The sequence below is a fragment of the Streptomyces sp. CA-288835 genome (assembly GCF_050936385.1).
Lineage (GTDB): Bacteria > Actinomycetota > Actinomycetes > Streptomycetales > Streptomycetaceae > Streptomyces.
Genome location: NZ_JBNJMW010000001.1, coordinates 8,082,355 through 8,108,392, shown reverse-complemented (window position 1 = coordinate 8,108,392; position 26,038 = coordinate 8,082,355). Strand labels below are relative to the sequence as shown.

Here is a 26,038-nt window from a genome sequence, read left to right as displayed (position 1 = left end):
GCGCCCGGGAAGCAGGGCGGACAGCTGCGACGGGAGGTGCGCGGTGACCACTGATCATGACGGTGTACGTGAGTTGCTGGGTGCCTGGGCCTTCGGCGCGTTGCGGCCGGAGGAGGAGCGGGCGGTGCCGGCGCATCTCGCCGAATGCGAGAGCTGCGCGGCGGAGGCGGAGCGGCTGCGGGAGGCCGTACGGCTGCTGGACGGGCCGCGGGGAACGGCCATGAGCAACGGTTCGGGAGAGTCGGGCGGCGTACTCGCCCTCGCTCTGCGCGCCCGGCCCGCCGCGCCGAGGGTCGCCGCGCACGCGGCCCCGTACGCCGCGGCCGTCGCCGGACTCCAGGCGCTGGTGCGGGAGTTGGACGGCCGCTGGAGCACACCGGTCGTACACGACTGGGACGCGCACGCGACGCTCGCGCATCTCCTCGCCGCCGACGAGCCGCTGGCCCTGCGCCTGGGCCTCGACGCACGCGTGCCCGCCTCGACCGTCCCGGAGGGCGCGGGATGGGAGGAGGCCTGGAACGCGCGTACCGCCGAAGTGATCGCGTACGAGCGACAGCGCAGCCCCGAGGAGACAGTGACCGCGTGGGCCGCGCAGGCAGCCGCGCTGCTGGCCACGCCCGAGGCCCGGGCTCCCGAACGCGCCGCGCACGCCACAACGTTGATGGGGATCCGGCTGCCCGTCGCGGACCACTTCCTCGTGCGGGGCTTCGAGGCGTGGATCCACACGGACGACATCGGCCGCGCGCTCGGCCTCGCCGTACCGCCCCCGCCCGAGGAACACCTCTGGCAACTGGTACGCCTCGCCGTCCGCATCCTCGACCTGGCGCTGGGGACCACGGCTCCCCCGGTGCTGTTCTCGGTGACCGGAGGCGAGGACGCCCAGTGGGTGCTCGGCTCCGAGGACGAGCCGGTGCGGGCCGAACTCGTCCTGGAACCCGTCGACTTCTGCCTGCTCGTCGGCGGACGGTACGCACCCGAAGTGGTCCCGAGGGGCACGACGGGCGACGAGGACGCCGTACGGAACGTACTGGAGCGGGCCGCGGCGCTGTCCTGGCTGTAAACGGAGGAGGGCGGCACCCGACCAGGGTGCCGCCCATCATCCGTACATCACTTCAGACGTACGTCACTTGCCCGTACGTCAGTCGTTTCACTTCACCGGCGTGAAGTCCCGCGCCCCAATAAAGTCGGGCCGCGGCACCGGTGCCGCGAACGGCTGCACCGCCGCGTTCTCCACGCTGTTGAACACGATGAAGACGTTCGAGCGCGGGAACGGGGTGATGTTGTCCCCGGAGCCGTGCATGCAGTTGCAGTCGAACCAGGTCGCCGAGCCGGCCCGCCCGGTGAAGAGCTTGATGCCGTGGGCCTCCGCGAACTTGGTGAGCGCCTCGTCGGAGGGCGTGCCCGCGTCCTGCATCTGCAGCGACTTCTTGTAGTTGTCCTTCGGTGTCGCCCCCGCACAACCGAGGAACGTCTTGTGGGACCCCGGCATGATCATGAGGCCGCCGTTGGTGTCGTAGTTCTCGGTCAGCGCGATCGAGACGGACACGGTGCGCATGTTCGGCAGACCGTCCTCGGCGTGCCAGGTCTCGAAGTCCGAGTGCCAGTAGAAGCCGCTCGCTCCGAAGCCGGGCTTGACGTTGATCCGCGACTGGTGGACGTACACGTCTGAGCCGAGGATCTGCCGGGCGCGCCCGACGACGCGCTCATCGCGTACGAGGCGCGCGAAGATCTCGCTGATCTTGTGGACCTCGAAGACCGAACGGATCTCCTGTGACTTCGGCTCGACGATCGAGCGCTCGTCGGCGCGGATCGCCGGGTCGCTCACCAGGCGTTCCAACTCGCCCCGGTAGACGGACACTTCCTCGTCGCCGATGAGCTGCTCGATGGCGAGGAAGCCATCGCGCTCGTACGACTGGAGCTCGGCCGCCGCGATCGGTCCTGGCGTACCCGGCTCGCTCCACACCACGGGGTCCTGGCGGGGTACGGCCACCTCGGCGGCGCCGCGGGTCGGGTACAGGTCGGTGAGCGTGGTCATGGTTCTCAGACCTCCTCGGTCAGCAGGGGGTAGACACCGTTCTCGTCATGGTCCTCCCGTCCGGTCACCGGCGGATTGAAGACGCAGAGGCAGCGGAAGTCCTCCTTGATCTTCATCGTGTGCTTCTCGTGGCCGTCGAGGAGGTACATGGTGCCGGGGGTGATGGTGAACTTCTCCCCGGTCTCGTCGTTGGTGAGCTCGGCCTCGCCCTCCACGCAGACGACGGCCTCGATGTGGTTGGCGTACCACATCGACGTCTCCGTACCGGCGTACAGGATCGTCTCGTGCAGGGAGAAGCCGACCTTCTCCTTGGCGAGGACGATGCGTTTGCTCTCCCAGGTGCCCGACGCGGACTTGACGTGCCGGTCGGTGCCTTCGAGGTCCTTGAACGAGCGGACAATCACGGTGGTGCAGTGCCTCCTTCAGGCTGCGCGCGGTTGCGGTTACGCCGTTTCGCGTACGGCGCGGGCGAGGGTGCGCAGGCCCTCGTCCAGCTCGTCGGGCGTGATGGTGAGCGCCGGGAGGAGCTTGACGACCTCGCTCTCGGGGCCCGACGTCTCGATGAGCAGGCCGAGTTCGAAGGCCCGCTGGGCGATGCGGCCCGCGCGCTCCTTGTCGTGGAACTCGAGGCCCCAGACCAGGCCGCGGCCCCGGTATTCCTTGCTGGTCTCGGGGTGTTCCTCGCGGATCGCCTTCAGCACCTCGTCGATCTGCTCGCCGCGGGCCCTGGTCTGCTTCTCCATGGCCGGCCCGTCGGTCCAGTACGTCTCAAGGGCGGCGGCGGCCGTCACGAAAGCGGGGTTGTTGCCGCGGAACGTGCCGTTGTGCTCGCCCGGCTCCCAGATGTCCAGCTCGGGCTTGAACAGGGTGAGCGCCATGGGCAGTCCGTAGCCGCTGATGGACTTGGAGACGGTCACGATGTCCGGGGTGATGCCCGCCTCCTCGAAGGAGAAGAAGGCGCCGGTACGGCCGCAGCCCATCTGGATGTCGTCGACGATGAGCAGCATGTCCTGACGCTCGCACAGGTCCGCAAGGGCACGCAGCCACTCGGCACGCGCGACGTTGATGCCGCCCTCGCCCTGCACGGTCTCGACGATCACGGCGGCGGGCTGGTTCAGGCCGGAGCCCTGGTCCTCGAGGAGCCGCTCGAACCACAGGAAGTCCGGAATCTGGCCGTCGAAGTAGTTGTCGAACGGCATGGGCGTGCCGTGCACCAGCGGGATGCCCGCTCCGGCCCGCTTGAAGGCGTTTCCGGTCACGGCGAGCGAGCCGAGGGACATCCCGTGGAAGGCGTTCGTGAACGACACGATCGCTTCCCGGCCCTTCACTTTTCGCGCCAGCTTCAGCGCCGACTCGACGGCGTTGGTGCCCGTCGGGCCCGGGAACATGACCTTGTACGGCAGGTCGCGCGGGCGCAGCACGATGTTCTGGAACGACTCGAGGAAGGCGCGTTTGGCGGTCGTCGACATGTCGAGACCGTGGGTGACGCCGTCGCGCTCCAGGTAGTCGATGAGGGCGCGTTTGAGTACGGGGTTGTTGTGGCCGTAGTTGAGGGACCCGGCACCGGCGAAGAAGTCCAGGTACTCGTGGCCGTCCTCGTCGTACATGCGGCTGCCCTGCGCGCGGTCGAACACGGTGGGCCAGCCGCGGCAGTAGCTGCGCACCTCCGACTCGAGGGTCTGGAAGATGCTCAGGTCGGGCTGGGTGATGCTCACAGCGAATCTCCTCCTGGGAGATGAAGTCTTGGTGGGGGTACGGCCGGGTGGTCGGGTCCGGTCGTCTGGATCTGCTGGGTTTGCTGTTCTGCTGGGTCTGCCGGCCGAATCGGCCGTGGCCGCCGGTCGGTTCGCTCAGCCGGCCGGTCGCTCAGGCGGTCTGGCCGGATCTGTGCGCTCGGTCAGCCGGTGGGAAGCTCAGCGGTCCTATGCGGTACAGCACCTCGGGGTCGTGCGGGCCGTCCGGGAAGTGCGCCCCGTCGAAGAGCACTTCACGCGCGACCTCCGCTCCGTGACGTGCGGCGTAGGAGGTGAACAGTCGCTCGGAGGCCGTGTTTCCGGGGGTGATCGTGGTCTCGACGGTTTCGAGGCCGCGTTCGTGGGCTACTCGGGCCGTGAGTCCGTCCAGCAGAGCGGCGGCGAGCCCGCGCCCGCGGTACGCGGTGTCGACGGCCACCTGCCAGACGAGCAGGGTTTCCGGCTGGTCGGGCCGGACGTACCCGGTGATGAAGCCGACCGGCATCCCCTCCTTGTCGCGCGCCACCACCGACGTACCGGCGAAGTCACGGCACCACAGGAGGTAGCTGTACGAGGAGTTGAGGTCGAGGGTTCTGGAGTCCTTGGCGATGCGCCAGAGGGCGGCCCCGTCGGCCACCTCCGGACGGTCGATCCGCAGGCCCTCCGGCATTTCCAAGAATTCCGCTTGCAGGTCTGCTTGTGCGGCGGTCATGCGGATTGAATTTACCGAGAGAAAGCTGAAATTGCATCGCCGGATGGGGTTACGTCAACGCACTGAATATGTTATCGCGCGTGCGCGGGTGCCGCATGTCGAGGCGGCGAGAACAGCCCCTTTGTCCGTAAAATACGGGAGGAAACGGGCAGCTTGTGTGTTGCGTCACATATACGTAACGGACACGAGACCTGCCCGAATTACGAGGTTGGTGTTCGCGAAATCTTAGTGTTTAAGACCGAGGAAAGCGGGCAGAAGAATACGGGAAGCTGCGCTCGAACAGGTATCGAGTGGACCCGCGAAATAGCAGCGGAATGAATTCTTCGATTACGCACCGGTGACCCCGTCGATGCCCTCCCGGACAATGTCCGCGTGGCCGTTGTGCCGTGCGTACTCCTCGATCATGTGGATGAGGACCCAGCGCAAGCTGACCTCAAGCCCGGCCATCGGGCCGTCCGCGATCCGTCCGGTGTCCTCCAGCGAACGCCCCGCGCACAGCTCCTGCCCCCGGGCGACCTCCCGCCGCCAGTTCGCCAGCGCCTCGTCGAGCCCACGCTCCGGTACGAGGCCGTAGCCGCCGGACACGTCCCCGACCTTGTCCTCGTACACGGGTGGCACGTCGAGCCCGGCGAACACCCGCTGGAACCAGTTCCGTTCGACCTCGGCGAGATGCTGGACCAGCCCGAGCAGGGTCAGCTCGGACGGTTCGGCGGAGGCCAGCCGCACCTGACTGTCGTCCAGCCCGCGGCACTTGAGCTCCAGCGTGGCCCGGTGGAAGGCGAGCCAGCTCTCCAGCATGGGCCGCTCCGGCCCGGTCATCAGTGGGATGGGACGGCCGTCGGGCAGGGTCTGGATCTGGTGTGTGTCGGTGACCATGCTCGGCAGCATGGCACGAGGGCCCGGCGATGCGGGAGAGGCGAAATCCCGCCGTCAGGAATCAGCTGCCGTCCCTCAGATCCGCCGGCCAGTCCGGGAGGAACTCGATCCCGTCGTACGTGACCACGCACCCCTCCCCCAGCGGCGACTGCGTCATAAAGCCCACGAGCGCCGCACCGGAGGCCTTCTCGTCGGCCAGCGTGAACAGGCGCACGAAGGTCCAGCGCTTGCCGTCCTTGGAAGCGTGGAAAGCGAAGGCACGACCCGTACGGCTGATCCGCAGCCAGACCGAACTCCCCTCCACGGTCCAGGAGTTGGCGTCGTCGGAATGACCGCGGGTGACCACCGTGCACACGGTCGGCACATCCGGCGAGTTCTCCAGACAGAGCTTGGCCCACTCCCGCTCGGCCACATGCACGTACAGCACGCCCGCGTCAAAGGCCCCCGCAAACCCCACGGTGACACGAGCGATCAGCTGAAAGTCCCCCTCCGGCGCCCCGAGCAGCCGAGGCGCGTCGGCCGCGGGGTCCAGCGCCTCATCAGTGGGCGGCACAAACCGATCCTGCCGCGCCCCCGCCCATCCGGTGAGCACCCCGTCCTCGTACGACCAGTGCCCATCAGGACCGTAGGAGCGGAGCGGGAAAGGCAGTTCGGGTATTTCGAGATCCATGAGCAGAGTCTCCCAGCTCCCCCACCACGCCCTCAAAGAGACATGGCACTGTCAGACATATGACACAGGCAGCGCCCCGTCAGGGGCGCGGCACCGTCAGAACATGCGGCCACAACAGCGCCCCGTCAGGGGCGCGGGGAACTGCGCGACCAGCCACGACGGACCCGCGGTCCGCAATGAACCGCACCGCCTACGGCGCTACCCGCATCCCCCGCCCCCAGCGGAGCGCAACCGCGCCCAGCGGAGCGCTACCGCTCAAGCCGGCCGTTGAAGCGCCGAGGCAGCCCCAACGGGTTGTCATCCCGCAACTCGGCGGGCAGCAGCGCCTCCGGCGCGTTCTGATACGCAACCGGCCGCAGCCACCGCTCAATAGCCGTACCCCCCACAGACGTGGACGTCGACGTCGTCGCAGGGTACGGCCCCCCGTGATGCTGAGCCGGAGCCACAGCAACCCCGGTGGGCCAGCCATTGACGAGCACACGCCCCGCAAGCGGCGTCAGCTCGGCAAGGATCTCCGCGCCGCGGCCCTGCCCCTCCGCCTCCTCGGAGGAGAGGTGCACGGTCGCGGTGAGGTTGCCCGGCAGCCGCGAGAGAACGGCCCCGGCCTCCGAGTCGTCCTCGTACCGAGCGACAACGGTGATCGGCCCGAAGCACTCCTCCAGGAGCAGATCATGCTCCCCCTCGGCCGCCAGCCGACGCGCAGGCACGGTCAGGAACCCGGGGCTCACCGTGTGCTCGCTCCCCGCACCGGGCGTCACCGGAGCGTCCACGTCCGGCAGTTCGGCCCGCTCGGCAACCCCGGCGACGAAGTTGTCCCGCATCCGGTGGTCCAGCAGCACGCCCGCGTCCGTGTTGCTGACCGCGTCGGTGAGGGACTTCACCAGCCGGTCACCTGCCGCACCCGTCGGCGCGAGAACGAGCCCCGGCTTCACACAGAACTGGCCGACACCCATCGTCATGGAGCCCGCGAGCCCCGTACCGATCGTCTCGGCCCGCTCGGCGGCGGCGGCCTCGGTGATCACGACGGGGTTCAGCGAGCCCAGCTCGCCGTGGAACGGGATCGGCACGGGCCGGGCGGCAGCCGCGTCGAAGAGGGCACGGCCGCCCCGTACGGAACCGGTGAAGCCGGCAGCCGTCACGAGCGGGTGCTTGACCAGCTCGACGCCCGCTTCGAAGCCGTGCACGAGCCCGACGACGCCCTTGGGGATGTCGTGCTGCTCGGCGGCCCGCCGCAGCGTCGCCGCCACGAACTCGGACAGTGCCGGGTGGTCGGGGTGCGCCTTGACGACGACCGGGCAGCCCGCGGCGAGCGCACTCGCGGTGTCACCGCCGGCGACCGAGAAGGCGAAGGGGAAGTTCGAGGCCGAGTAGACGGCGACGACACCCAGCGGCACCTTGTAGCGGCGCAGGTCCGGGATCGGCGGCGTCGCGGTGGCGTCGGGGTGGTTGATCACGACGTCGAGGAACGCGCCCTCGTCGACGATGTCCGCGAAGGCCCGCAACTGGTAGCAGGTGCGGGCGAGTTCACCGGTGAGCCGGACCGGGCCGAGCGCGGTCTCCGCGTCGGCGGCCTCCACGAGGTGGTCCTTGGCGCCTTCGAGCAGCTCCGCGGCCGTACGCAGGAAAGCCGAGCGGACCGTGCGGTCTGCCAGGGCGCCCCGGGCGGCGTGGGCCGCGCGGACAGCCGTGTCCACCTCCTGGGCTGTGGCTTCCACCGCAACCTGTTCACGCTGCTTCCCGGTTCGGGGGTCGACACTCCAGACTGGTGCTGCTGCCACCGCGGGTCCCTCCAGATGTGATGCCGCAGTTCTTATGTGATGCCGCAGTTCTTGTGTCACTCACCAGGGCGTTCGATATGCTGAACACTGTCTCTGATGGTGAATATGTCCCGGAGACTATTTCCCGTCGAACGAAGGGGTCAAGGGCGATGTCGGCTGGCGAGACAGGCGGCGGGGCGCAGGTCAAGTCCGCGGTGCGGACCGTGGAACTGCTCGAGTATTTCGCCGGCCGACCCGGGATGCACTCCCTGGCCGCCGTACAGGAGGCCGTAGGTTACCCCAAGTCCAGTTTGTATATGTTGCTCCGTACGCTCGTCGAGCTCGGCTGGGTCGAGACGGACGCGACGGGCACGCGGTACGGCATCGGAGTGCGCGCCCTCCTCGTCGGTACGTCGTACATCGACGGCGACGAGGTGGTGGCCGTGGCCAGACCGACCCTCGACCGCCTCTCCGACGACACTACGGAGACGATCCACCTGGCGCGGCTGGACGGCACGAATGTGGTGTATCTCGCGACCCGCCAGTCCCAGCACTACCTCCGCCCCTTCACGCGCGTGGGCCGTCGGCTGCCCGCCCATTCCACCTCGCTCGGCAAGGCGCTGCTGGCCACACACACGGACGAGCAGGTACGCAAGCTGCTGCCGGAGACCCTCCCCGCGCTGACCGAGCACACGATCACCGACCGGGAGAAGCTCATCGAGGAGTTGCACCAGGTGCGGGAGCAGGGCTTCGCGGTGGACCGCGAGGAGAACACTTTGGGGCTGCGCTGCTTCGGCGTCGCGATTCCGTACCGTACGCCCGCGCGCGACGCCATCAGCTGCTCCGTACCCGTGGCGCGGCTGACACCCGCGCACGAGCAGATGGTGAAGGACGCCCTGTTCGACGCCCGCGACCGACTGACGCTCGCAACTCGGAGGCTCTGACATGGATGTGGTCCTGCGCGAGATCCACGACAGTGATCTGCCGGTGTTCTTCCGGCAGATGAACGACCCGGAAGCCGTCGAGATGGCCGCGTTCACGGCCAAGGACCCGGCCGACTGGGATGCCTTCGACGCCCACTGGAAGCGGATCCGTGCCACGCCGGGCGTGGTCAATCGCACGGTCCTCGTCGACGGCGACGTCGTGGGCAGCGCGGCGGTGTACGGCGACCCGGGCGAGCGCGAGGTGACGTACTGGATCGACCGCGCGTACTGGGGCCGCGGCATCGCCACCCGCGCCCTGCGGGCCCTGCTCGCCGAGGTCCCCGAACGCCCGATGTACGCCCGCGCCGCCGCGGACAACGCCGCTTCGCGCCGCGTCCTGGAGAAGTGCGGCTTCCGCGTGACCGCGCAGGACAGGGGCTACGCGAACGCCCGCGGGGCGGAGATCGACGAGGTCGTCCTCACCCTGGACGGCTGACCCTTCTCCCCCGCGCGGCGGAGGCGGATCGGCGTCCGGCAGGAGGGCTCCGGCGGTCCGTGGCGGGAGTGTGGTCGGTATGACACAGACTTCCACCTCGGTACGGTCCCCGGCCGCGGCCCGGGTGCCCCTCAGCCGGACCCGTCGTGCGCTGCGGGCCATCGCCATCGCGTCCTGTCTGCCGTATCTGAGCCTCAAGGTGGCGTGGATCGCGGGAAGCCGGGTCGGGATTCCCGAGGGCAGTTCCCTGCTGGAGCACCGGGGCACGATGGTCGTCGCCAACAGCGTCACCGTCGTCATGGACGGTGCCGTCATCGTGCTCGCACTGCTGCTCACCCGGCCATGGGGGCAACGGGTGCCCGCCTGGCTGCTGGTGGGGCCGACATGGGTGGCCAGTGGGCTGCTCGCGCCGATCGTGGCGGGGTTTCCCTTGCAGCTCCTGGTCACGGCGTTCGGCGGGGGCGGGGACGTACGAGCGGAGAGCGAGCCCTTTCTCGACGCGTGGGTCTTCGGGGTCGTCTATACGGGGTTCATCGTGCAGGGGCTCGCGCTCGGTGCGCTCTTCGTGCTGTACGCGCGGGATCGGTGGGGCCATGTCTGGCGGGCGTGGCCGGAGGGTCCGGGGCGTACGGCGCCGCGCGTCCTCGCCGTGGCCTCAGCCGTGGTCGCCCTGTTCCCGGCCGGCATGCATCTGGCGTGGGCGTGCCTCGCCACCGCCGGGCTCAGTGATGGCCGGATCTCCGATCGCACGGGCGACTTCCACCTGTTGGAAGCGCTGTACTTCGGCTTCCTCGCCGCAGCCGTCACGGGCGCCTGGCTGCTTGCCTTCCGGCGGGGCCGGGTGCTGTCCGTGAAGGTGGCGTTGGCGCTCGCCTGGATCGGCTCGGGTGCCACGGCCTGCTGGGGTGTGTGGCTGTCGCTGGTCTCACTCGCCGGCGTGGACGGCATCTCCGAGCAGCCGACGGTGCTGATGAACCTCACCTACGCTGGGCAGATGGTCGTGGGCATGCTCGTAGTCACCGTAGGTGTGCACTTCCTGGCGGGGCGGTCCGGCGCCGCGCGACGGCCGGCGTGAGCGACTTCGCCCGGGCCCTGCTCCGGGCCCTGTTCGGACGGCGGACGCGTCGGCGGTGGATCCATCTGATCCTCGGCGGCGCGCTCGCCATGCCGTACGTCTTCGTCGGCGAGGTCCTCGTGACTCTGGCCTTCGGACCGCAGAACGGGCCGGGCTTGCTGTTCCTCCAACTCACCGCCTTCGCCGTCGGGTTGCCCCTCGCCACGATCACCGCTCTCTTCCCGCTGACCCGGCCGATGTCGGTGGCGGCGGTACGGGCGCTGTGCGGCGTCGACGGCGACCGGCTCGCCGACGTACCCGCGCGGACGTGGGCGGCGAAGGGGCGTACGGCCGCGTGGTTCACGCTGCATCTCGCCTTCGGCGGGGTCATCGCCGGGATGTCTCTCGCGGTGCCGCCCTTCGCGGCGGTGCTGATCGTGCTGCCCGTCTTCCCAAAGCTGCGCGACTCCGGACTGCCCGAAGTCTTCGACCACACCTGGGTGTTGGTGCTCTCGCCGGTCGCGGGCGTCGCCTGCCTGCTGGCCCTCGCCGGATGTGCGGCGGGCGCCGGGATGCTGCTCGCCCGCTGGGCGCCCGAGCTGCTCGGGCCCACGCCCGAGGACCGGCTCGCCGCCGCCGAGGCTCGCGCCGCCGATCTCGCCGTACGCAACCGGCTCGCGCGCGAGCTCCACGACTCCGTCGGTCATGCCCTGAGCGCCGTCACGCTCCAGGCGAGCGCGGCCCGCCGGGTGCTGGACAGCGACCCGGAGTTCGTCCGCGAGGCGCTGGCCGCGATCGAGGACACCACGCGCCGTACGGTGGGCGAACTCGACGCCGTACTCGGCGTGTTGAGGGAGAGCGAGGGGGCCGACACGTCCCCGGCACCCACCCTCGCGGACCTCGACGGGCTGCTGCTCCGCACCCGGGCGGGCGGTCTCCGCGTGACGGCCACCGTGGCAGTGGATGCCGGGGCCCTGCCGCCGCTCGTCTCCCGGGAGGCGTACCGCATCGTGCAGGAAGGGCTGAGCAACGCCCTCAAGCACGCGGGCGACCAGGTCACGGTGACCCTGCGGATCGAGGTGACCGGCAAAGAGCTGGAGATCACGTTGGAGAACCCGGTGCCGAGGACCGCCACTTCCCGCCCCGGAGGCGGCCATGGCCTGCGCGGTGTCGCCGACCGGGCCCGGCTGCTGGGCGGCACGACGGAGACGGGGCCGGTGGACGGGGTCTGGCGGCTGCACGTACGACTGCCCGTCGAGAGAGCCACGACAAGCGAGGGACCCGTATGACCAGCCCCACGATCCGCGTCGTCCTCGCCGACGACGAGCGCATGGTCCGTACCGCGCTCCGCGCGATCCTCGCCGCCGAACCGGACCTGGAGGTCGTGGGCGAGGCGGCGACCGGCGCGGAGGCGGTGTCCGTCGTACGGGAGCTCAGGCCCGACGTGGTCCTCATGGACGTACGTATGCCGGAGATCGACGGCATCCGCGCCACCGAGCAGATCCTCGGCACGCTCGACGCACCGCCGCGCGTCGTCGTCGTGACGACCTTCGAGAACGACGCGTACGTGTACGAGGCGCTGCGCGCGGGCGCCTCCGGGTTTCTGCTCAAGCGGGCGGAGGCGGAGGCGCTGGTGCAGGCGGTACGGCTGGTCGCGCGCAGCGACACGTTGTTGTTTCCGGCGGCCGTGCGGGCGCTCGCCGTGGAGCACGCGCGCGCGAAGACGGCGCCGCCGCCTTGGGTTGCCAGGCTCACCGACCGTGAGGGGGAGGTGCTTCGGCTGATGGCCGGCGGGCTCACCAATGCCGAGATCGCCGGGCGTATGGGGGTCGGGGCTGCGACGGTGAAGTCACATGTGGCGGCCGTTCTGGCGAAGACGGGGGCCAGGGATCGTACGCAGGCGGTGATCGCGGCGTACGAGGCCGGCTTTCTCAAGGGCTCGGCGTAGCGCCTCGCCGGGTTGATGAGGGTCCCATGAGAAACCGGGATGGAAGGGAACGTTCCGGTTGCCCTCCGTCGTCCTCTTTAGTGCGATGAACAAGACGATCAGGCGGGCCTCCGTCTTCACGCTGCTGCTCGTGCTCGCCCTGCTGGTCAGGGCGACCTGGGTGCAGTTCTACGACGGGAAGGCGCTCGCGGAGAACAAGGAAAACCGGCGGAACGTCATCGAGCAGTACGCGTACCCGCTCGGGAACATCATCGTGGCCGGCGAGGCGATCACCGGTTCCGCGGAGACGACCGGCAGCGACCTCAAGTACCAGCGGACGTACAAGAACGGCGCGCTGTACTCCGCCGTCACGGGCTACAGCTCGCAGGTGTACGGGGCTACGCAGCTCGAGGGTGTCTACAAGGACCTGCTCGACGGAACCGACAACCGGCTCAAGAACCCGGTGGATACGGTCACCGGCAAGCGGGCCGACCCGGGCGACGTGGTCACGACGATCGACCCGGATGTGCAGCGGGCCGCGTATGAGGCGCTGGGCGACACGAAGGGTGCGGCCGTCGCCATCGACCCGACGAACGGCAAGATCCTCGGTGCCGTGTCGACCCCTTCGTACGACCCGTCCGAGATCAGCGGCTCCGACGACTCCGCCGCCTGGGAGAAGCTGACGAAGGATCCGGACAAGCCGATGACGAACCGGGCGCTGCGCCAGCCGCTGCCACCGGGCTCGACGTTCAAGCTGGTGGTTGCGGCTGCCGCGCTGGAGGACGGGCTGTACTCGTCGGTGGACGAGAAGACGGAGAGCCCGGACCCGTACCCGCTGCCGGGCACGACCCGCGTGCTGGGCAACGAGAACCCGTCGGCGCCCTGTGAGGACGCCACGATCCGGGTGGCCTTGCAGTACTCGTGCAACAACGTCTTCGGGAAGATGGCCGTCGACCTGGGCGAGGACAAGGTCAAGGAGATGGCGGAGAAGTTCGGCTTCAACGACGGCGAGCAGGACGTCCCGGTGCGGGCGTACGAGAGCGTCTATCCGTCCGGCATGGACAAGGCGCAAACGGCGCTGTCGGGCATCGGGCAGTTCGACGTCCAGGCGACGCCGTTGCAGATGGCCATGGTGTCGGCGGCCATCGCGAACGGCGGTGAGCTGGTGTCGCCGCACATGGTGTCGCAGATCAGCGATGCGGGCGGCAACGTCCTGGAGAACTACGACGACAACACGGACACCAAGGAGATCGTCAGCTCGTCCACGGCCGAGCAGTTGCAGTCGGCGATGCAGACGGTCGTCGACGACGGCACGGGTACGAACGCGCAGATCTCCGGCGCGACCGTGGGCGGCAAGACGGGTACGGCCCAGCACGGCGAGAACAACAGCCAGACGCCGTATGCCTGGTTCACGTCGTACGCGAAGGATGACTCGACGGGCAAGGAGGTCGCTGTCGCTGTGATCATCGAGCAGTCGGATGCGGCTCGGTCCGAGGTGAGCGGCAACGGGCTGGCGGCGCCGGTCGCGAAGGCGATGATGGAGGCGGCGGTCCAGGAGTAGGCGCTCCAGAAGCAGCCGAAGGCCCCGGCGGACGCCGGGGCCTTGGCATGTCAGGGCCTTACACGCCCAGCAACTGCTCGATCGGGTCGATCGCGAAGTACACCAGGAACAGTGCCGCCGCGCCCCACAGCAGCCAGTGGACCTCGCGGGCCTTGCCGAGCACGGTCTTGATGAGGACGTACGCGATGAAGCCCGCCCCGATGCCGTTGGTGATCGAGTACGTGAAGGGCATCACGGCGATCGTCAGGAACGCCGGGATGGCTATCTCGTACTTGTCCCAGTCGATGTACTTGACCTGAGTCATCATCAGGAAGCCCACCGCGACGAGAGCCGGGGCCGCCGCCTGAAGCGGGACGATGGTCAGCAGCGGGGTCATGAACAGGGCCAGGGCGAACAGCCCGCCGGTGACCAGGTTGGCGAAGCCCGTGCGGGCGCCCTCGCCGACGCCCGCCGCCGACTCGATGTACGAGGTCGAGGAGGAGGCGGAGGAGGCGCCGCCCGCGACCGCGGCGGCGCCGTCGATCAGCAGCACGCGGCCCAGGTTGGGCACCTTGCCGTCCTCATCCAGCAGCCCGGCCTCGGCGCTGACGCCGACGACCGTGCCCATGGTGTCGAAGAAGTCCGACAGGATCAGCGTGAAGACCAGCAGGACGACGGTGATCGCGCCGGCCTCACCGAAGGCGCCGAACAGGCTGAAGTCGCCGATCAACCCGAAGTCGGGGGTGTCGACCACCTTGTCCGGCCACGCGGGCGTGGTCAGGCCCCAACTCTTGATGTCGGCCGCCGAGTTGATGATGATCGCCAGGAGCGTCATCAGCACGATGCTGATCAGGATGGCGCCCTTGACCTTGCGGGCGAGCAGCCCGATGGTCAGCAGCACCCCGAGGCAGAAGACGAGCATCGGCCAGCCGGTCAGCGAGCCGGTGGCGCCCAACTGCACGGGCACCGTGGAGTTCGCCGCGTCCGGGATGCGGGTGACGAACCCGGCGTCGACAAAGCCGATGAGCGCGATGAACAGGCCGATGCCGACGCTGATCGCCTGCTTCAGAGGCTGAGGTATCGCATGCATGACGGCCTCGCGCAGGCCCGTCACCACCAGCACGCAGATCAGCAGGCCCTCGAGGACGATCAGGCCCATCGCGTCGGCCCAGCTCATCAGCGGGGCTATCTGGAAGGCGACGACGGCGTTGAGGCCGAGTCCGGCGGCGAGCGCGAGCGGCAGATTGCCGCCGACGCCCATGATGACGGTCATGACGGCGGCCACCAGGGCGGTGGCGGTGACGAGTTGGACGCTGTCGAGCCGCTGCCCGAACTTGTCCTCGGCGCTGCCCAGGATGATGGGGTTCAGGACAAGGATGTACGCCATCGTGAAGAACGTGGCGAAACCGCCGCGGATCTCCCGGGCGAAGGTGGATCCCCTGGCAGAGATCTTGAAGAACCGGTCGACGCTGTTCGCCGGGGGTGGTGCGGCACTTGGCCGGTCGGTCACCTTCTGTGCTCCGGACATGCGGATGCTCCTTGTTGCTGCGTGCTGAGTGCGCGGATGCTGGCTGGATTGTTCCCGCCGTACTGCGCTTTCGGGTTTTCGCCGTGTTACGGAATCACGTACGCGATCGAGTTCGGCCTACCGCACGGCCTTCGAAGTCCTGTACGGGCGCCTGCTACTCTCTCGAATCTCACCCACAGGAGCACCATTCCTTCACGGGTGACACACGGGGTCCGTCCGTATACGCACTACGCAGGCACGGCGCGCGCAGGTCAACCGTACTGTCCGGATTCAGCAGGGGAGAGGTCGCCCGTGGGCACTGTCGTCGACGACGCCGCCTCCGGCGAGTTCCATGACTTCTTCGAGCGGCACTATGCCGAACTGGCGCGGCTGGCCCACATGTTGACCGGCGAGTCGGACGCGGCCGACGATCTGGCGGCGGACGCGCTGCTCGCCATGTGGCACCGCTGGGACCGGGTGCGGGAGGCCGACCATCCGGTGGCGTACGCGCGTGGAGTGGTCGCCAATCTGGCGCGCAGCCGGATCCGCAGCGCGGTGCGGGAGCGCAGACGCGTCACGCTGTTCTGGTCGCAGCGCGAGGAGAGCAGCGAGAACCCGGATGTGCCGGCGGTGGTCGATGTGCAGGGGGCGTTGCGCAGTCTGCCGTTCCGCAAGCGGGCATGTGTGGTGCTACGTCACGCTTTCGACCTCTCGGAGAAGGACACCGCGCTCGCTCTAGGCATCTCGGTCGGTACGGTGAAGAGCCAGACGTCTAAGGGGATGGCCGAGTTGCAGCGGTTGCTGGGCAGTGCGGACGGCCCGAGCCAGGTGCACGCGGCCGTGCTGCGGACTGGTGGGGCCGGAGGGAGGAACCCGTGACCGGGCAGCGCGATACGCATGACAGGGTGCGCTCCCGGCTGCGTGAGGCGGCCGGCGCTCATGAGCCCGACCGTGCGCGCATCCTGGCCCGCATCGAACGCGGTATGGCCGAGTCCGAGACCTCCCGGCGCCCCGCGCAGCGGCCCCAGGCGCTCGGCTGGGCACGGGTCGTCGGCGCCACGGCCGCGGTCGCGGGCCTCCTCGCCGTGGGCGGTTATGCGGCGGCGTCCGCGCTGAAGGAGGACGACAAGGCCCAGCAGACCGTCGCGGTCACACCGACTCCCGAGCCGTCGCCCGAGGAGTCGAAGCGCGGCGAGATCCCGCCGGACCCGACGAGTTCCCCGCGTCCCGAGAAGCCATCCGCGCCCCAGTCGCCGCCGGTCAAGCAGCCAGAGCCGCCCCCTGCCGTCAATCCGCCCGTGGACGCCGGCGCCGAGGAGGGCCCGCTGTGGTCGGACGGCTCGGTCGATCCGCACAGCAACGACTTCTGGGCGCAGAGCAACGTGACCATCAAGTCTGAGAAGCAACTCACCTCACTGACCGTCCAGTTGCGCATCAAGCAGACCGGCGGGGTCAACTCAACCGGCGCCTGGCGCTCGTTGCCCGAGGGCGACTTCGAGCTGACGGTCGGCGAGCAGGACGGCTTCCTCGTCTACACATGGGCGCTCAAGGAGGGCCGTACGGTCCCGGCCGGCGAGTTCGTGTTCGCCGGGCAGTACGACCATGACTACGGCGGCCGTGACGCCAGTAACGACCGCTATGCGGCCACCGCGACAGCCGACGGCCAACAGGTGGGCGTACAGGGCGACTTCGAGGGTCAGGACGACGATGACGGCGACTCATGACCGGCTGCTGATGACCGACTGCCGGTGACCGACTGCCGGTGACCGACGGCTCATGACCAGCGGCGCGGAACGCTCATAACGAGCGGCGGCCGTAAAAAAGTTCCGAGGGGCGGCAACCCGCTCCTTCTGGGTGGCAACCAGGGAGACGCAAGGTCTCTCCCCCCACTCAAGGAACGGGACATGAGTTCAGAAACACAGCAGCGCGCACGCCACCGCCGCAAGCTCAGCCGGACACAGGCCATCGTCGGCAGCCTGTCCGCGTTAGGCCTGACCGGAGCCGCCGTCCTCACCACCACGATGATGTCGTCGGCCAATGCCGCGGCCCAGTGGCCGACCCCCGACGGCAGCGAGGCGGTCTCCAAGACGATCCCGGTGGAGGGCGTCCGGGACGGCGGTATGAAGCGCTTCTACGGCAGCGGCGACCTGGCCGGTGACGGCCAGGAGGAGGGCGGAGACCCGATCTTCGAGCTCGCGGACGGCGCGACGCTGAAGAACGTCGTCATCGGCAAGCCCGGCGCCGACGGCGTCCACTGCAAGGGCAGCTGCACGCTGCAGAACGTCTGGTGGGAGGACGTCGGCGAGGACGCCGCCACGTTCCGCGGCGGCGAGTCGGCCACCTTCACCATCAAGGGCGGCGGCGCGAAGCACGCCGAGGACAAGGTCCTCCAGCACAACGGCGGCGGCAAGCTCGTCGTATCGAACTTCGTGGCGGAGGACTTCAAGTCCCTCTACCGCTCCTGCGGCAACTGCTCGACGCAGTACAAGCGCAGCGTGGTCTTCAACGGCCTGGAGGTGACGGCTCCGGGCGGACGTCTGGCCGGCATCAACAGCAACTACGGCGACTCCGCGGCCCTGCGCAAGGTGACCATCACCGGCGACGGCGGCAAGGAGATCGTGCCGTGCCAGAAGTTCAAGGGAAACAACAGCGGTGACGAGCCGGAGGAGGCGGGCTCGGACGCCGACGGAACGCACTGCAACTACAGGCCCTCTGACATCACGTACAAGTAGGTCCTCCGCGGACCGCACAGATCTGCTGGCCCGAGCCCCCCACGACGGCCAGTAGCAAGGAGAACGCCCCCGCCGGACTTGGGAGGTCTCGGCGGGGGCGTTCTCATGGGCCGTGGGGGGATGGGCCCGTGGGGGGGGAGCGGGTGGATCAGTTCATGGTGGAACCGATGGTGGTGGAGCCCGTCGTCAGGAACGTCGTCGCGGGCAGCGAGCCGTCCGCCTTGCGGGCGCCGTAGGCGGTGGACGCGTTCGTGGACTTGAGGGCCGGGCTGGCGAGGCCCTTGTCCCAGTTGTTGCCCGCGGAGACGGTGGACGGGCCGAGCTTGGACGTGCCGCCCTTGTTGCTGACCGCGAGGTTCTTGCCGAGCCGGGCCTTGCCGGTGGCGAAGTAGTAGCCCGAACCGGCGTTGGCGTAGGCGGTGTTGCGGTTCAGGCTCATGGCACCGGTGTTGGAGTTCTCGGTGAAGCCGTGCTTCGTGTTGTTCCAGGCCGCGTTGTGGGTGACGACGTGGGCGACCGAGGCGCCTCCGCCACCGAGCTTGAAGCCGTTGCCGTTGCCCTCGAAGTCCGGGTCCTTCCAGCGGTTCCCGCCGTTTCCGTACGCCCAGGAGTGCTCGATGGTGACCGGGCTGGAGAACTGCCACAGGTCGAGGCCGTCGTCCGAGTTGTTGTAGAGGCGGGCACCGGTGATCTTGTTGCCGGTGCCGGAGCCGAACTTGACCGCGATCCCGTCGGCGTTCTGGCCGTGGCCGGACGGGTCGTAGTTGCCGTAACTGTCCAGGTTCTGCACGAGGTTGTTCGTGGTGCCGTCGCCGCGCAGTGTGAAGCCGGAGTCGCCGTTGTTCGCGGTGACGAGGTTCCTGAACACTCCGCCGACGGAGGAGGTGGCGACGAAGCCATGGGCCGGCGCGTTCTGCCAGGTGAGGTTCTCGACGGTCCAGTGGTCGCCGTAGATCCCGGCCAGCCACGACCCCTCGGGCAGCTTCGAGCCGTCGATCTTCACCTTCGCCCCGGGAGCGGCCTGGAGGGTGATACGGGCCGAACTGGTGCCGTTCGCCGAGGACTTGAGGGTCTTCGCCGGGTAGTACGTGCCGCCGCGCACCTGGATGGTCGTGCCTGCGGTGGCGGCCTTGACGGCGGCTTCCAGCTGAGCGGTGCTGGAGACGGCGACCGTCCTGACGGGGACGGCGTCGGCTCCGTCGTCCGAGAGGCCGAGGTAGACGCCACCCGCCCCCGAGGCGACGGACACCGCGGCGGCAATGGAGAGGGTGCGCGTCCGGCGGTGGCGTCCAGTGCTCTGGAGCACGGGGCGTTCCTTTCCTAGGAGTTGGGGACGGGATGCGGACCGAGGGCCCGCCTCTGCCCCATAGGTCGCCGCCATGGCCGGAAAAGGTTGCCGCGCCGAACCGAAAATGAATCGAAAGTTTCGATCACTCCGGTCCCTGTCGCACCGATTGACGCCCCGGGCCCCACTGGTGAAACTCCACGTCAGTTCGGCCCAACAGAAACCACCAGACTCCCACAGGATGTGTCATGCGCCCCCGCACCGCCCGCACGCTCCTGACCTCCCTGTCAGCGCTGCTCGCCCTGTTCCTGAGCCTCCTGGCAGCCCCACCCAGTCCCGCACAAACCGCAGAGCAGCCCGCCGGCAAGAGCGCGGAGAGAGCCACGCCGAAGTCCAAGTCGAAGTACGCGGGCTATCTCTTCGCGTACTTCACCGGTGAAGGCACCGCCGACGGCGAGCAGATCCGCTACGCCCTCAGCCGCGGCAACGACCCCCTGCACTGGCGGGAGCTGAACGCCGGAAAGCCGGTGCTCACCTCCACCATCGGCGAGAAGGGCCTGCGGGACCCGTTCGTGATCCGCGCCCCCGAGGGCGACAAGTTCTACATGATCGCGACCGATCTGCGCATGTACGAGAACAGCAGCGGCAGTTGGGACGACGTCCAGCGCCACGGCAGCAAGTCCATCATGGTCTGGGAGTCCACGGACCTGGTGAACTGGACCGACCAGCGCCTGGTGAAGGTCTCCCCCGACAACGCGGGCAACACCTGGGCCCCGGAAGCCTATTGGGACGAGAAGCTCGGCGAGTTCGTCGTCTTCTGGGCCTCGAAGCTGTACGCCGCCGACGACCCGGACCACACCGGCTCGACGTACAACAAAATGATGTACGCGACTACGAAAGACTTCCGCACCTTCAGCAAGCCCAAGGTCTGGAACGACCCCGGCTACTCGGTCATCGACTCAACGGTCGTGCAGCACAAGGGCACGTACTACCGCTACACCAAGGACGAGCGCGACCCGAACTCCTCCAGCCCCTGCGCGAAGTTCATCACCGGGGAGAAGTCGCGGACGCTGACCTCCACGAAGTACGACTTCGTCGCGGACTGCATCGGCAACGGGGCGATGGACCGCGGTGAGGGCCCGACGGTCTTCAAGTCCAACACCGAGAACAAGTGGTACCTGTTCATCGACGAGTACGGCGGCCGAGGCTACATCCCCTTCGAGACCACCGACCTCGACTCGGGCAAGTGGACCCCGTCGCAGAACTACCAGCTGCCCACCAGCCCCCGGCACGGCACGGTCATGCCGGTGACGCAGAAGGAGTACGACCGCCTGCTGGCCGCGTACCCCGCGAACCCCACCTCGATCGTCGACGTGACGGCGAAGGACCAGGAGGGCTACGCAATCGTCACCGAGGCCGCGAACAAGGTCGTCCTGCCGATGGAGCCGAACGCCGACCTCAGGCGCCTGGCGCCGAAGCTGGAGGTCGGCGCGGGCGCCAACGTCAGCCCGGCCTCGGGTACGCGCCGCGACTTCCGCAAGCCGCAGACGTACACGGTGACGGCGGCGGACGGGAAGAGCCGCAAGTGGACGGTCGAGGCGGTCCCGACCCGCAGTCCTGTCCTGCCCGGCCTGTACGCGGACCCCGACGTCAAGTACATGAACGGCCGCTACTGGATCTACCCGACGACGGACGGCTTCCCCGGCTGGAGCGGCACCAAGTTCAAGGCCTTCTCATCGAAGGATCTGGTGAACTGGAAGGACCACGGCGAGATCCTCGACCTCGGCCCTGACGTGTCCTGGGCCGACAAGAACGCCTGGGCGCCGGCGATCGCGGAGCGCAACGGCAAGTACTACTTCTACTTCTGCGCCGAGCAGCAGATCGGCGTCGCGGTCGCGGACTCCCCCGCGGGCCCGTTCAAGGACGCGCTGGGCAAGCCGCTGGTCGCCAAGGGCGGCCAGCTCCAGGGCCAGATGATCGACCCCTCGGTCTACACGGACGACGACGGGAAGTCGTACCTCTACTGGGGCAACGGGCGCGGCTACGTCGTCCCGCTGAACGACGACATGGTCTCCTTCGACGCGACCAAGGTGAAGGACATCACCCCGGACAACTTCCGCGAGGGCGCCTTCGTGATCAAGCGCAAGGGCACCTACTACTACATGTGGTCCGAGGACGACACCCGCAGCGAGAACTACCACGTCGCCTACGCCACCGGCCCGACCCCGCTCGGCCCCTGGACCAAGAAGGACACGATCCTCTCCAAGCGCCCCGAGTACGGCATCAAGGCCACCGGCCACCACTCGGTGGTGAACACCCCCGGCACCGACAACTGGTACATGGTCTACCACCGCTTCGCCCTGAACGGCCCCGGCAAGGCAGGCGGCGACGGCACCCACCGGGAGACGACGATCGACCGCATGGAGTTCGCGGCGGACGGCACGATCAAGCCGGTGATTCCGACACTTGAGTCGATCAGGCCGGTACGCAAGTAACGGCGCCGCGCCCCTGAGAGGAGGCCGCAGGCCTTCCTTTCAGGGGCGCGGGTCGGGACGGGTCCCCGTAGGGACGGTCTACCGTGCTCGTCGAACGTCGACGACGGGGGTGGGGACCGGATGGACATGCCTGTACGAGTGATGCGCATCGCGGCGGTGGCAGTCGTGGGCGTACTGGCCGTCGGCGGTTGTGCGTCGGACAAGGACACGGACACATCCGAGGCCAAGCGGTCACCCAGCGCCTCCCAGTCCTCCAAGCCGTCCAAAGCGGCTGAGCCCGCCAAGCCGTCCAAGTCCGCTGAGCCCACGTCCCCGAGCCCGTCCCCGACCGGCCCGCTTCCCAAGGCCAAGGACGGCAAGAACGTCGGAGCGTGCACGGACGGGAACTGCGAAATCCTTGTCACCAAGCCGGTGGACGTCGTGATCGGCAACGGGTTTCTGCACGTAACCGTGGCGGTATCCACCATCACACTCATGCGCTTCGATTCCGGGGACTTCCTGGGCTATGTGACCTTCGGCGAGGGCGGGCAAGCCACATTCCCCACAGCGGGCGACAAGCGGCTCATCGTCGACGCCATCGCGGCCCGCAAGGACAGCGCCGTACTGAAGTTCAGTACGAAGTAGCTCCGCAGGCCTCACAGGACCTCGTCCAGCCAGGCGTACACCTCCTCCTGCATAGGCGAGTTGAAGACGTGGCCCACCTCGGGCCACGTCTTCAACCGCAACCGCTCCTCGGCCCGGCAAGCGCGCCAAACCGAGCACAGCTTGCCGTAAGCAACCCGCACCCCTTCCGGAGGAAACAGCGTGTCGAGGCCGCCGTTGAAGAACAGCAACGGCTTGGGCGCGGCGATGCTCGCCACATCCGGGATGTCGAGATGCCGGGCCAGCCCGGGGTGCAGCATGTGAAACGCGGATTGCCCACGCAACGTGTTGTTGCCGGGCACCATCATTTCCTTCAGCCCGGTCATCCAGCACACGCTCACCCCGGCCGCGATGTCGTCGCTGAGCGCTGCGGTCTGCCAAGCCCGGTACGCCCCATGGAGAACCCGAGGGCCGCGACGCGCCGCCGGTCCACGCGGTCGAGGCCGGCCAGGAACCGGGCGGCACGTACGTCCTCGCGGGCCATGAGCCCGGCGGGCGACGAGCCGAGGTTGTACAAGTTGCTTGCCAGCGCCTGCTGTTGCTCGTAGACGAGAGGCCCGCGGTCGCCCCAGCCGAGGGCGTCCAGGGCGAGTACGACGTACCCGCGCCGGGCCAGCTCGTCCCCGACGAACCGCCCGCTGAAGCACCGGTCCGCCCACTCCAGCGCGGACGGTAACCGGGCCTCACCGTCGTACCAGGGCCTGACCAGCTTCTCCTTCCCGATGTCGAACTTCGAGCCGTGGTCGTGGAGGAGCAGCACGGCGGGGAAGGGGCCGGTGCCGTGCGGGGTGAGCAGGGCGCCGCGGACCCGGCCGTACCGGGTGAGGCCGAAGGTGACGAGTTCCCGCGTATACCCGTCGGCCTCGGCGCGATCGCCGAACTCGGGGGCGTACGGGGTGTCGTCGCGCCCGGTGACGAGCAGTTCTTCCACCTTGGCGCGGGCGACGCGGCGCCAGGTGCGGAAGTCGCGGATCGGGGAGTTGCCCCAGGCGAGGGGGAAGCGGAGCTCGTCCTTGAGGGCCGGGTAGAAGTCGGGGAGGTTCCCTTCGACGATGCCTCCTGCTGTGCCCGCCGCCGCTGTGCCCTTCACCGCCGCCGCGCCGGCCGGTGGCTCGGCGGCGAAGGCAGGCCCCGGCATACCGGACTGCGCGGCCCACAGCGCGGCGCCCGCTCCCGCGACGAAGGCCCGCCTCCCGACGGGAGCCTGTGCCCGGTCACCGCCGCCGCTCATACGGCCTCCAGTCCCCGAGGTACGTCTCACGGGTGCGCAACTGAGCCTGGTCCGCGTCCAGTTGAGGCCGGTTTTCCGGAACCAGGACCTCCGCGCCGGGCCCCGTGTTGCGGTACTCGGCGAACCGCTGGTCCTGCCAGGGGAAGCCGGAGGACATGTTGGTGTAGGGCGCGGCGGCGTCGATGCCTGGGCCCATCCAGGTGTCGCGCACGACGAGGGAAGGCCGCGCCGTGGTGTCGGAACTCGGCACCCAGGGCCGGGCCAGCTTGTACGCCCCGTCCTCCGCGCCGCTGGTGATCCGGCACTTCACGGCCAGGTAGCCGTAGGGGTTCGCACCTGCCGTGGACGGTGCGAACACCATGCCCTTGGGCGTGAAGTCGACGTCCCGGGCCAACGTGTGGAAGCGGCAGTGCTCGTACACGGCGGTGGCCCGACCGAAGACGAAGTCGACGTCACCCTCGGCGTAACAGTGCGCGAAGTACTGCCGGGCGAAGGTGCCGAGCGCCATCGAGTCGGCGTACAGCGTGTCCTGGTGCCCGAGAAACCGGCACCGCCAGAACGCCGAACGGTCGCCCTGCACCTTGATGGCGACGGCCTGGGTGCCGGTGATCTCGGGGTGGTCGGCGCGAAGCCAGTCGTTGGCAAAGGTGACGTCCCGTGCGGTGAACCCGTCGGCCTGCACAGTGGTGGTGGCGGACCCACTGGTGCCGTACGTTCCGCCGCCGGGCTTGGGCGTGCCGGCCGCGTTGTCGTACACGATCACGACATCCCGCGCCTTGCCGGAAGCCCCGATCCAGGTCATCTCCGTACGGGTGCTGTTGACGGCGACGATCTCGCGGTACGTGCCCGGCGCGATGACGAGCGTGTACCCGCTGCCGTTCGCGGCGTTCACGGCGGCCTGGACGGTGGTGTGGTCGCCGAGCCCGCCGGGGTGGACGTACAGGGTCCGCTCGGTCAACCGCGCCGACGGCGAACCGTAGCGCCCGAACGGGGACCGCCCGCCCGCCTGGGCGGTCCCGTCGAGCCCCAGCGCGAGCGCGGCCCCGACACTGGCGACCACGAACGACCGCCTGCTGAGTGCTGTCGGCGTGCTCATCATCAGCGGACCTTTCCGACACCGGCGCCCTGGCCGACGATCCACGGCACCGCCCGCGGCGAGTCGACCTTCTTGCGCAGCGTCGGCGTCCAGCCGGCGCCCCGCTGCAGCGTCTCCTCGGGGATCTCCGTGTTGTGGACGGCGATCAGATCCGTCAGCTTCCCGTTGACGTAGTTGTACTCAGCCGTCAGCGGGGCCTCGCTCCACTTCTTCAGCGCCTTGCCGACGCCGGCGCCGGGCGGCAGCGAGAGGGAGTTGTGGGTGGCGTAGAGCTGCGAGGAGATGCCGACGCCGAAGACGTAGTAGTCGTCCTTCTGCTCCTCGGTGACCACGTAGTGGTTGTTGTAGACGTCGACCTGTCCGAACCGCACCCGGGGAGAGCGCTGGAGGATCCCGTCGAAGCGGTTGTGGTGCATGGTGACCTTGAGCTTGCCGGCGTCGATGGCGGCGAGACCGTCGCCGTTTCCGATCAGCATGTTCTTGTCGTGGTCCTGGTAGCGGTTCCAGGACACGGTCACGTAGTTGGAGCCGCGCACGATGTCCGTCAGCCCGTCGTGCTGCTGGAAGACCTTGCCGAAGTAGACCGGCCGCTCGCTGTCGGGGTAACGCCCGTCGGTGAACGTGTTGTGGTCGAGCCACACGTGGTCGGTGCCGTAGACGACCACGGCGTCGTACTCGGAGTTCCAGTTGCCGGTGTTGTTGTCGTCGGTCGGATCCCACTTAGGGAAGCAGTCGAGCGGGGCCTCGATGGTGAGGTTGCGCATGATGACGTTCGAGACGCCGAAGATCTGGAGGCTGCCGCCGAGGATCCCGGAGTTCTTGCCGACGCCGACGATGGTGGTGTTGCTGGGGACGAAGGCCTTGATCTGCGTGTTCTGGTTGGCGGCGGACGCGACCCGGGCGTCCTCCTGCGGCCCGCTGGTGGGTCTGTCGTTGCCCCAGACGGCCGGGTCGTAGTCCTTGAGGTACTGCTGAAGGTCGTACCCCTGGGCGACGAAGGCCTCGCAGCCTTCGGACACAGCGTCGATCATCCCCTTGACCTTGATGATCTTCGGCGCGTTCCCTCCGTCGGCGAGCGCCTGCTTGAACTCCGCCCAGGTGGTGACGGTGTAGACGTGCTCGGCATCGGCGGCGGCTCCACCGGTGGTGCCGGCGCCTTCCGAACCCCACCCGTCCCCGGCGGAGAGAGTTTCGCGGCCGAGGTCGCGGGGCTTGGCTTGGGCGGTGGGGCCGGTGACGGAGAGGACGAGGGCGGTGCAGCCGACGACGGCGGTGATGGCATGGGCATGCCACTTGCGTGTACGCATGAGTGCGGGGTTCCTTCCAA

23 protein-coding genes and 1 pseudogene are annotated in these 26,038 nt (G+C 68.8%); 12 read left to right on the top strand and 12 right to left on the bottom strand.

Annotated features, from left to right (window positions below):
• Window positions 1–43 precede the first annotated feature (43 nt).
• Window positions 44–1,060 (top strand): maleylpyruvate isomerase family mycothiol-dependent enzyme, encoded by a 1,017-nt coding sequence (locus ACQEVY_RS36645; RefSeq protein WP_432953840.1) that lies wholly within the window; start codon window positions 44–46, stop codon window positions 1,058–1,060.
• Between the two features lie 87 nt (window positions 1,061–1,147).
• Here ACQEVY_RS36645 and thpD read toward each other — a convergent pair whose 3' ends face one another.
• The 7 genes from thpD to ACQEVY_RS36610 all read right to left on the bottom strand — a co-directional run bounded on the left by thpD (window position 1,148) and on the right by ACQEVY_RS36610 (window position 7,804).
• Window positions 1,148–2,035 carry an ectoine hydroxylase gene (gene thpD, locus ACQEVY_RS36640; RefSeq protein WP_432953839.1) on the bottom strand — a complete coding sequence of 296 codons (888 nt, stop codon included), beginning with the start codon at window positions 2,033–2,035 and terminating at the stop codon, window positions 1,148–1,150.
• 5 nt (window positions 2,036–2,040) lie between these two features.
• Window positions 2,041–2,439 carry an ectoine synthase gene (locus tag ACQEVY_RS36635; RefSeq protein ID WP_033317823.1) on the bottom strand — a complete coding sequence of 133 codons (399 nt, stop codon included), beginning with the start codon at window positions 2,437–2,439 and terminating at the stop codon, window positions 2,041–2,043.
• Window positions 2,440–2,478: 39 nt separating this feature from the next.
• Window positions 2,479–3,750, bottom strand: coding sequence for a diaminobutyrate--2-oxoglutarate transaminase (gene ectB / locus ACQEVY_RS36630; protein ID WP_432953837.1), 1,272 nt, complete (start codon window positions 3,748–3,750; stop codon window positions 2,479–2,481).
• Between the two features lie 151 nt (window positions 3,751–3,901).
• Complete coding sequence (ectA, locus tag ACQEVY_RS36625) at window positions 3,902–4,480, bottom strand: diaminobutyrate acetyltransferase (protein WP_432953835.1); 579 nt, start codon at window positions 4,478–4,480, stop codon at window positions 3,902–3,904.
• Between the two features lie 327 nt (window positions 4,481–4,807).
• Window positions 4,808–5,356 carry a DinB family protein gene (locus ACQEVY_RS36620; RefSeq protein ID WP_432953833.1) on the bottom strand — a complete coding sequence of 183 codons (549 nt, stop codon included), beginning with the start codon at window positions 5,354–5,356 and terminating at the stop codon, window positions 4,808–4,810.
• Window positions 5,357–5,417: 61 nt separating this feature from the next.
• Complete coding sequence (locus tag ACQEVY_RS36615; protein ID WP_432953831.1) at window positions 5,418–6,026, bottom strand: DUF1349 domain-containing protein; 609 nt, start codon at window positions 6,024–6,026, stop codon at window positions 5,418–5,420.
• 248 nt (window positions 6,027–6,274) lie between these two features.
• Complete coding sequence (locus tag ACQEVY_RS36610; protein ID WP_432953830.1) at window positions 6,275–7,804, bottom strand: aldehyde dehydrogenase (NADP(+)); 1,530 nt, start codon at window positions 7,802–7,804, stop codon at window positions 6,275–6,277.
• A gap of 149 nt (window positions 7,805–7,953) precedes the next feature.
• Between ACQEVY_RS36610 and ACQEVY_RS36605 the strand changes: the two genes are divergently transcribed.
• The 6 genes from ACQEVY_RS36605 to ACQEVY_RS36580 all read left to right on the top strand — a co-directional run bounded on the left by ACQEVY_RS36605 (window position 7,954) and on the right by ACQEVY_RS36580 (window position 13,744).
• Window positions 7,954–8,727 carry an IclR family transcriptional regulator gene (locus ACQEVY_RS36605; protein ID WP_328772538.1) on the top strand — a complete coding sequence of 258 codons (774 nt, stop codon included), beginning with the start codon at window positions 7,954–7,956 and terminating at the stop codon, window positions 8,725–8,727.
• A 1-nt stretch (window position 8,728) separates the two neighbouring features.
• The gene (locus ACQEVY_RS36600; protein WP_432953829.1) at window positions 8,729–9,202 is read left to right on the top strand and encodes a GNAT family N-acetyltransferase; all 474 of its coding nucleotides are present in this window, start codon (window positions 8,729–8,731) and stop codon (window positions 9,200–9,202) included.
• A 79-nt stretch (window positions 9,203–9,281) separates the two neighbouring features.
• Window positions 9,282–10,277 carry a hypothetical protein gene (locus tag ACQEVY_RS36595; RefSeq protein ID WP_432953827.1) on the top strand — a complete coding sequence of 332 codons (996 nt, stop codon included), beginning with the start codon at window positions 9,282–9,284 and terminating at the stop codon, window positions 10,275–10,277.
• Window positions 10,274–11,545 (top strand): sensor histidine kinase, encoded by a 1,272-nt coding sequence (locus ACQEVY_RS36590; protein ID WP_432953826.1) that lies wholly within the window; start codon window positions 10,274–10,276, stop codon window positions 11,543–11,545. Before ACQEVY_RS36595 ends, ACQEVY_RS36590 begins: the two co-directional genes overlap by 4 nt.
• Entirely contained in the window at window positions 11,542–12,204 is a 663-nt protein-coding gene (locus tag ACQEVY_RS36585; RefSeq protein ID WP_432953824.1) for a response regulator, read from the top strand. Before ACQEVY_RS36590 ends, ACQEVY_RS36585 begins: the two co-directional genes overlap by 4 nt.
• A gap of 85 nt (window positions 12,205–12,289) precedes the next feature.
• Window positions 12,290–13,744: a peptidoglycan D,D-transpeptidase FtsI family protein gene (locus ACQEVY_RS36580; protein WP_432953822.1), complete on the top strand. Its 1,455-nt coding sequence runs from the start codon at window positions 12,290–12,292 to the stop codon at window positions 13,742–13,744.
• Between the two features lie 58 nt (window positions 13,745–13,802).
• Here the strand turns inward: ACQEVY_RS36580 and ACQEVY_RS36575 are convergent, their stop codons facing one another.
• Entirely contained in the window at window positions 13,803–15,251 is a 1,449-nt protein-coding gene (locus ACQEVY_RS36575; protein WP_432953820.1) for an NCS2 family permease, read from the bottom strand.
• 291 nt (window positions 15,252–15,542) lie between these two features.
• Here ACQEVY_RS36575 and ACQEVY_RS36570 point away from each other — a divergent pair, with 291 nt between their 5' ends.
• The 3 genes from ACQEVY_RS36570 (at window position 15,543) to ACQEVY_RS36560 (ending at window position 17,962) form a co-directional block, all read left to right on the top strand.
• Entirely contained in the window at window positions 15,543–16,109 is a 567-nt protein-coding gene (locus ACQEVY_RS36570; RefSeq protein ID WP_432953819.1) for a SigE family RNA polymerase sigma factor, read from the top strand.
• Entirely contained in the window at window positions 16,106–16,954 is an 849-nt protein-coding gene (locus ACQEVY_RS36565; protein ID WP_432953818.1) for a hypothetical protein, read from the top strand. Before ACQEVY_RS36570 ends, ACQEVY_RS36565 begins: the two co-directional genes overlap by 4 nt.
• Before the next feature lie 180 nt (window positions 16,955–17,134).
• Entirely contained in the window at window positions 17,135–17,962 is an 828-nt protein-coding gene (locus ACQEVY_RS36560) for a pectate lyase (protein WP_432953817.1), read from the top strand.
• 148 nt (window positions 17,963–18,110) lie between these two features.
• Here ACQEVY_RS36560 and ACQEVY_RS36555 read toward each other — a convergent pair whose 3' ends face one another.
• Window positions 18,111–19,268, bottom strand: coding sequence for a right-handed parallel beta-helix repeat-containing protein (locus ACQEVY_RS36555; RefSeq protein ID WP_432953816.1), 1,158 nt, complete (start codon window positions 19,266–19,268; stop codon window positions 18,111–18,113).
• A 227-nt stretch (window positions 19,269–19,495) separates the two neighbouring features.
• Here ACQEVY_RS36555 and ACQEVY_RS36550 point away from each other — a divergent pair, with 227 nt between their 5' ends.
• Window positions 19,496–21,742, top strand: coding sequence for a family 43 glycosylhydrolase (locus ACQEVY_RS36550; protein ID WP_432953814.1), 2,247 nt, complete (start codon window positions 19,496–19,498; stop codon window positions 21,740–21,742).
• A gap of 126 nt (window positions 21,743–21,868) precedes the next feature.
• A complete protein-coding gene (locus tag ACQEVY_RS36545) occupies window positions 21,869–22,366 on the top strand; it encodes a hypothetical protein (RefSeq protein WP_432953812.1) in 498 nt (165 codons plus the stop codon).
• Between the two features lie 11 nt (window positions 22,367–22,377).
• On the opposite strand, the pseudogene ACQEVY_RS36540 reads toward ACQEVY_RS36545, so the two are convergent.
• The 3 genes and pseudogenes from ACQEVY_RS36540 to ACQEVY_RS36530 form a co-directional block, all read right to left on the bottom strand.
• Window positions 22,378–23,615 (bottom strand): annotated as a pseudogene (locus ACQEVY_RS36540) (dienelactone hydrolase family protein).
• The gene (locus ACQEVY_RS36535; protein WP_432953811.1) at window positions 23,599–24,714 is read right to left on the bottom strand and encodes a pectinesterase family protein; all 1,116 of its coding nucleotides are present in this window, start codon (window positions 24,712–24,714) and stop codon (window positions 23,599–23,601) included. Before ACQEVY_RS36535 ends, ACQEVY_RS36540 begins: the two are co-directional and overlap by 17 nt.
• A complete protein-coding gene (locus ACQEVY_RS36530) occupies window positions 24,714–26,018 on the bottom strand; it encodes a pectate lyase family protein (protein ID WP_432953809.1) in 1,305 nt (434 codons plus the stop codon). Before ACQEVY_RS36530 ends, ACQEVY_RS36535 begins: the two co-directional genes overlap by 1 nt.
• Between the last annotated feature and the right edge of the window lie 20 nt (window positions 26,019–26,038).

What these genes read in the sequence shown, in the direction of transcription:
- thpD (WP_432953839.1), bottom strand. Translation starts at nt 2,035, where the DNA reads ATGACCACGCTCACCGACCTGTACCCGACCCGCGGCGCCGCCGAGGTG.
- ectA (WP_432953835.1), bottom strand. Translation starts at nt 4,480, where the DNA reads ATGACCGCCGCACAAGCAGACCTGCAAGCGGAATTCTTGGAAATGCCG.
- ACQEVY_RS36620 (WP_432953833.1), bottom strand. Translation starts at nt 5,356, where the DNA reads ATGGTCACCGACACACACCAGATCCAGACCCTGCCCGACGGCCGTCCC.
- ACQEVY_RS36615 (WP_432953831.1), bottom strand. Translation starts at nt 6,026, where the DNA reads ATGGATCTCGAAATACCCGAACTGCCTTTCCCGCTCCGCTCCTACGGT.
- ACQEVY_RS36605 (WP_328772538.1), top strand. Translation starts at nt 7,954, where the DNA reads ATGTCGGCTGGCGAGACAGGCGGCGGGGCGCAGGTCAAGTCCGCGGTG.
- ACQEVY_RS36600 (WP_432953829.1), top strand. Translation starts at nt 8,729, where the DNA reads ATGGATGTGGTCCTGCGCGAGATCCACGACAGTGATCTGCCGGTGTTC.
- ACQEVY_RS36595 (WP_432953827.1), top strand. Translation starts at nt 9,282, where the DNA reads ATGACACAGACTTCCACCTCGGTACGGTCCCCGGCCGCGGCCCGGGTG.
- ACQEVY_RS36585 (WP_432953824.1), top strand. Translation starts at nt 11,542, where the DNA reads ATGACCAGCCCCACGATCCGCGTCGTCCTCGCCGACGACGAGCGCATG.
- ACQEVY_RS36580 (WP_432953822.1), top strand. Translation starts at nt 12,290, where the DNA reads ATGAACAAGACGATCAGGCGGGCCTCCGTCTTCACGCTGCTGCTCGTG.
- ACQEVY_RS36575 (WP_432953820.1), bottom strand. Translation starts at nt 15,251, where the DNA reads ATGTCCGGAGCACAGAAGGTGACCGACCGGCCAAGTGCCGCACCACCC.
- ACQEVY_RS36560 (WP_432953817.1), top strand. Translation starts at nt 17,135, where the DNA reads ATGAGTTCAGAAACACAGCAGCGCGCACGCCACCGCCGCAAGCTCAGC.
- ACQEVY_RS36550 (WP_432953814.1), top strand. Translation starts at nt 19,496, where the DNA reads ATGCGCCCCCGCACCGCCCGCACGCTCCTGACCTCCCTGTCAGCGCTG.
- ACQEVY_RS36545 (WP_432953812.1), top strand. Translation starts at nt 21,869, where the DNA reads ATGCCTGTACGAGTGATGCGCATCGCGGCGGTGGCAGTCGTGGGCGTA.
- ACQEVY_RS36535 (WP_432953811.1), bottom strand. Translation starts at nt 24,714, where the DNA reads ATGATGAGCACGCCGACAGCACTCAGCAGGCGGTCGTTCGTGGTCGCC.
- ACQEVY_RS36530 (WP_432953809.1), bottom strand. Translation starts at nt 26,018, where the DNA reads ATGCGTACACGCAAGTGGCATGCCCATGCCATCACCGCCGTCGTCGGC.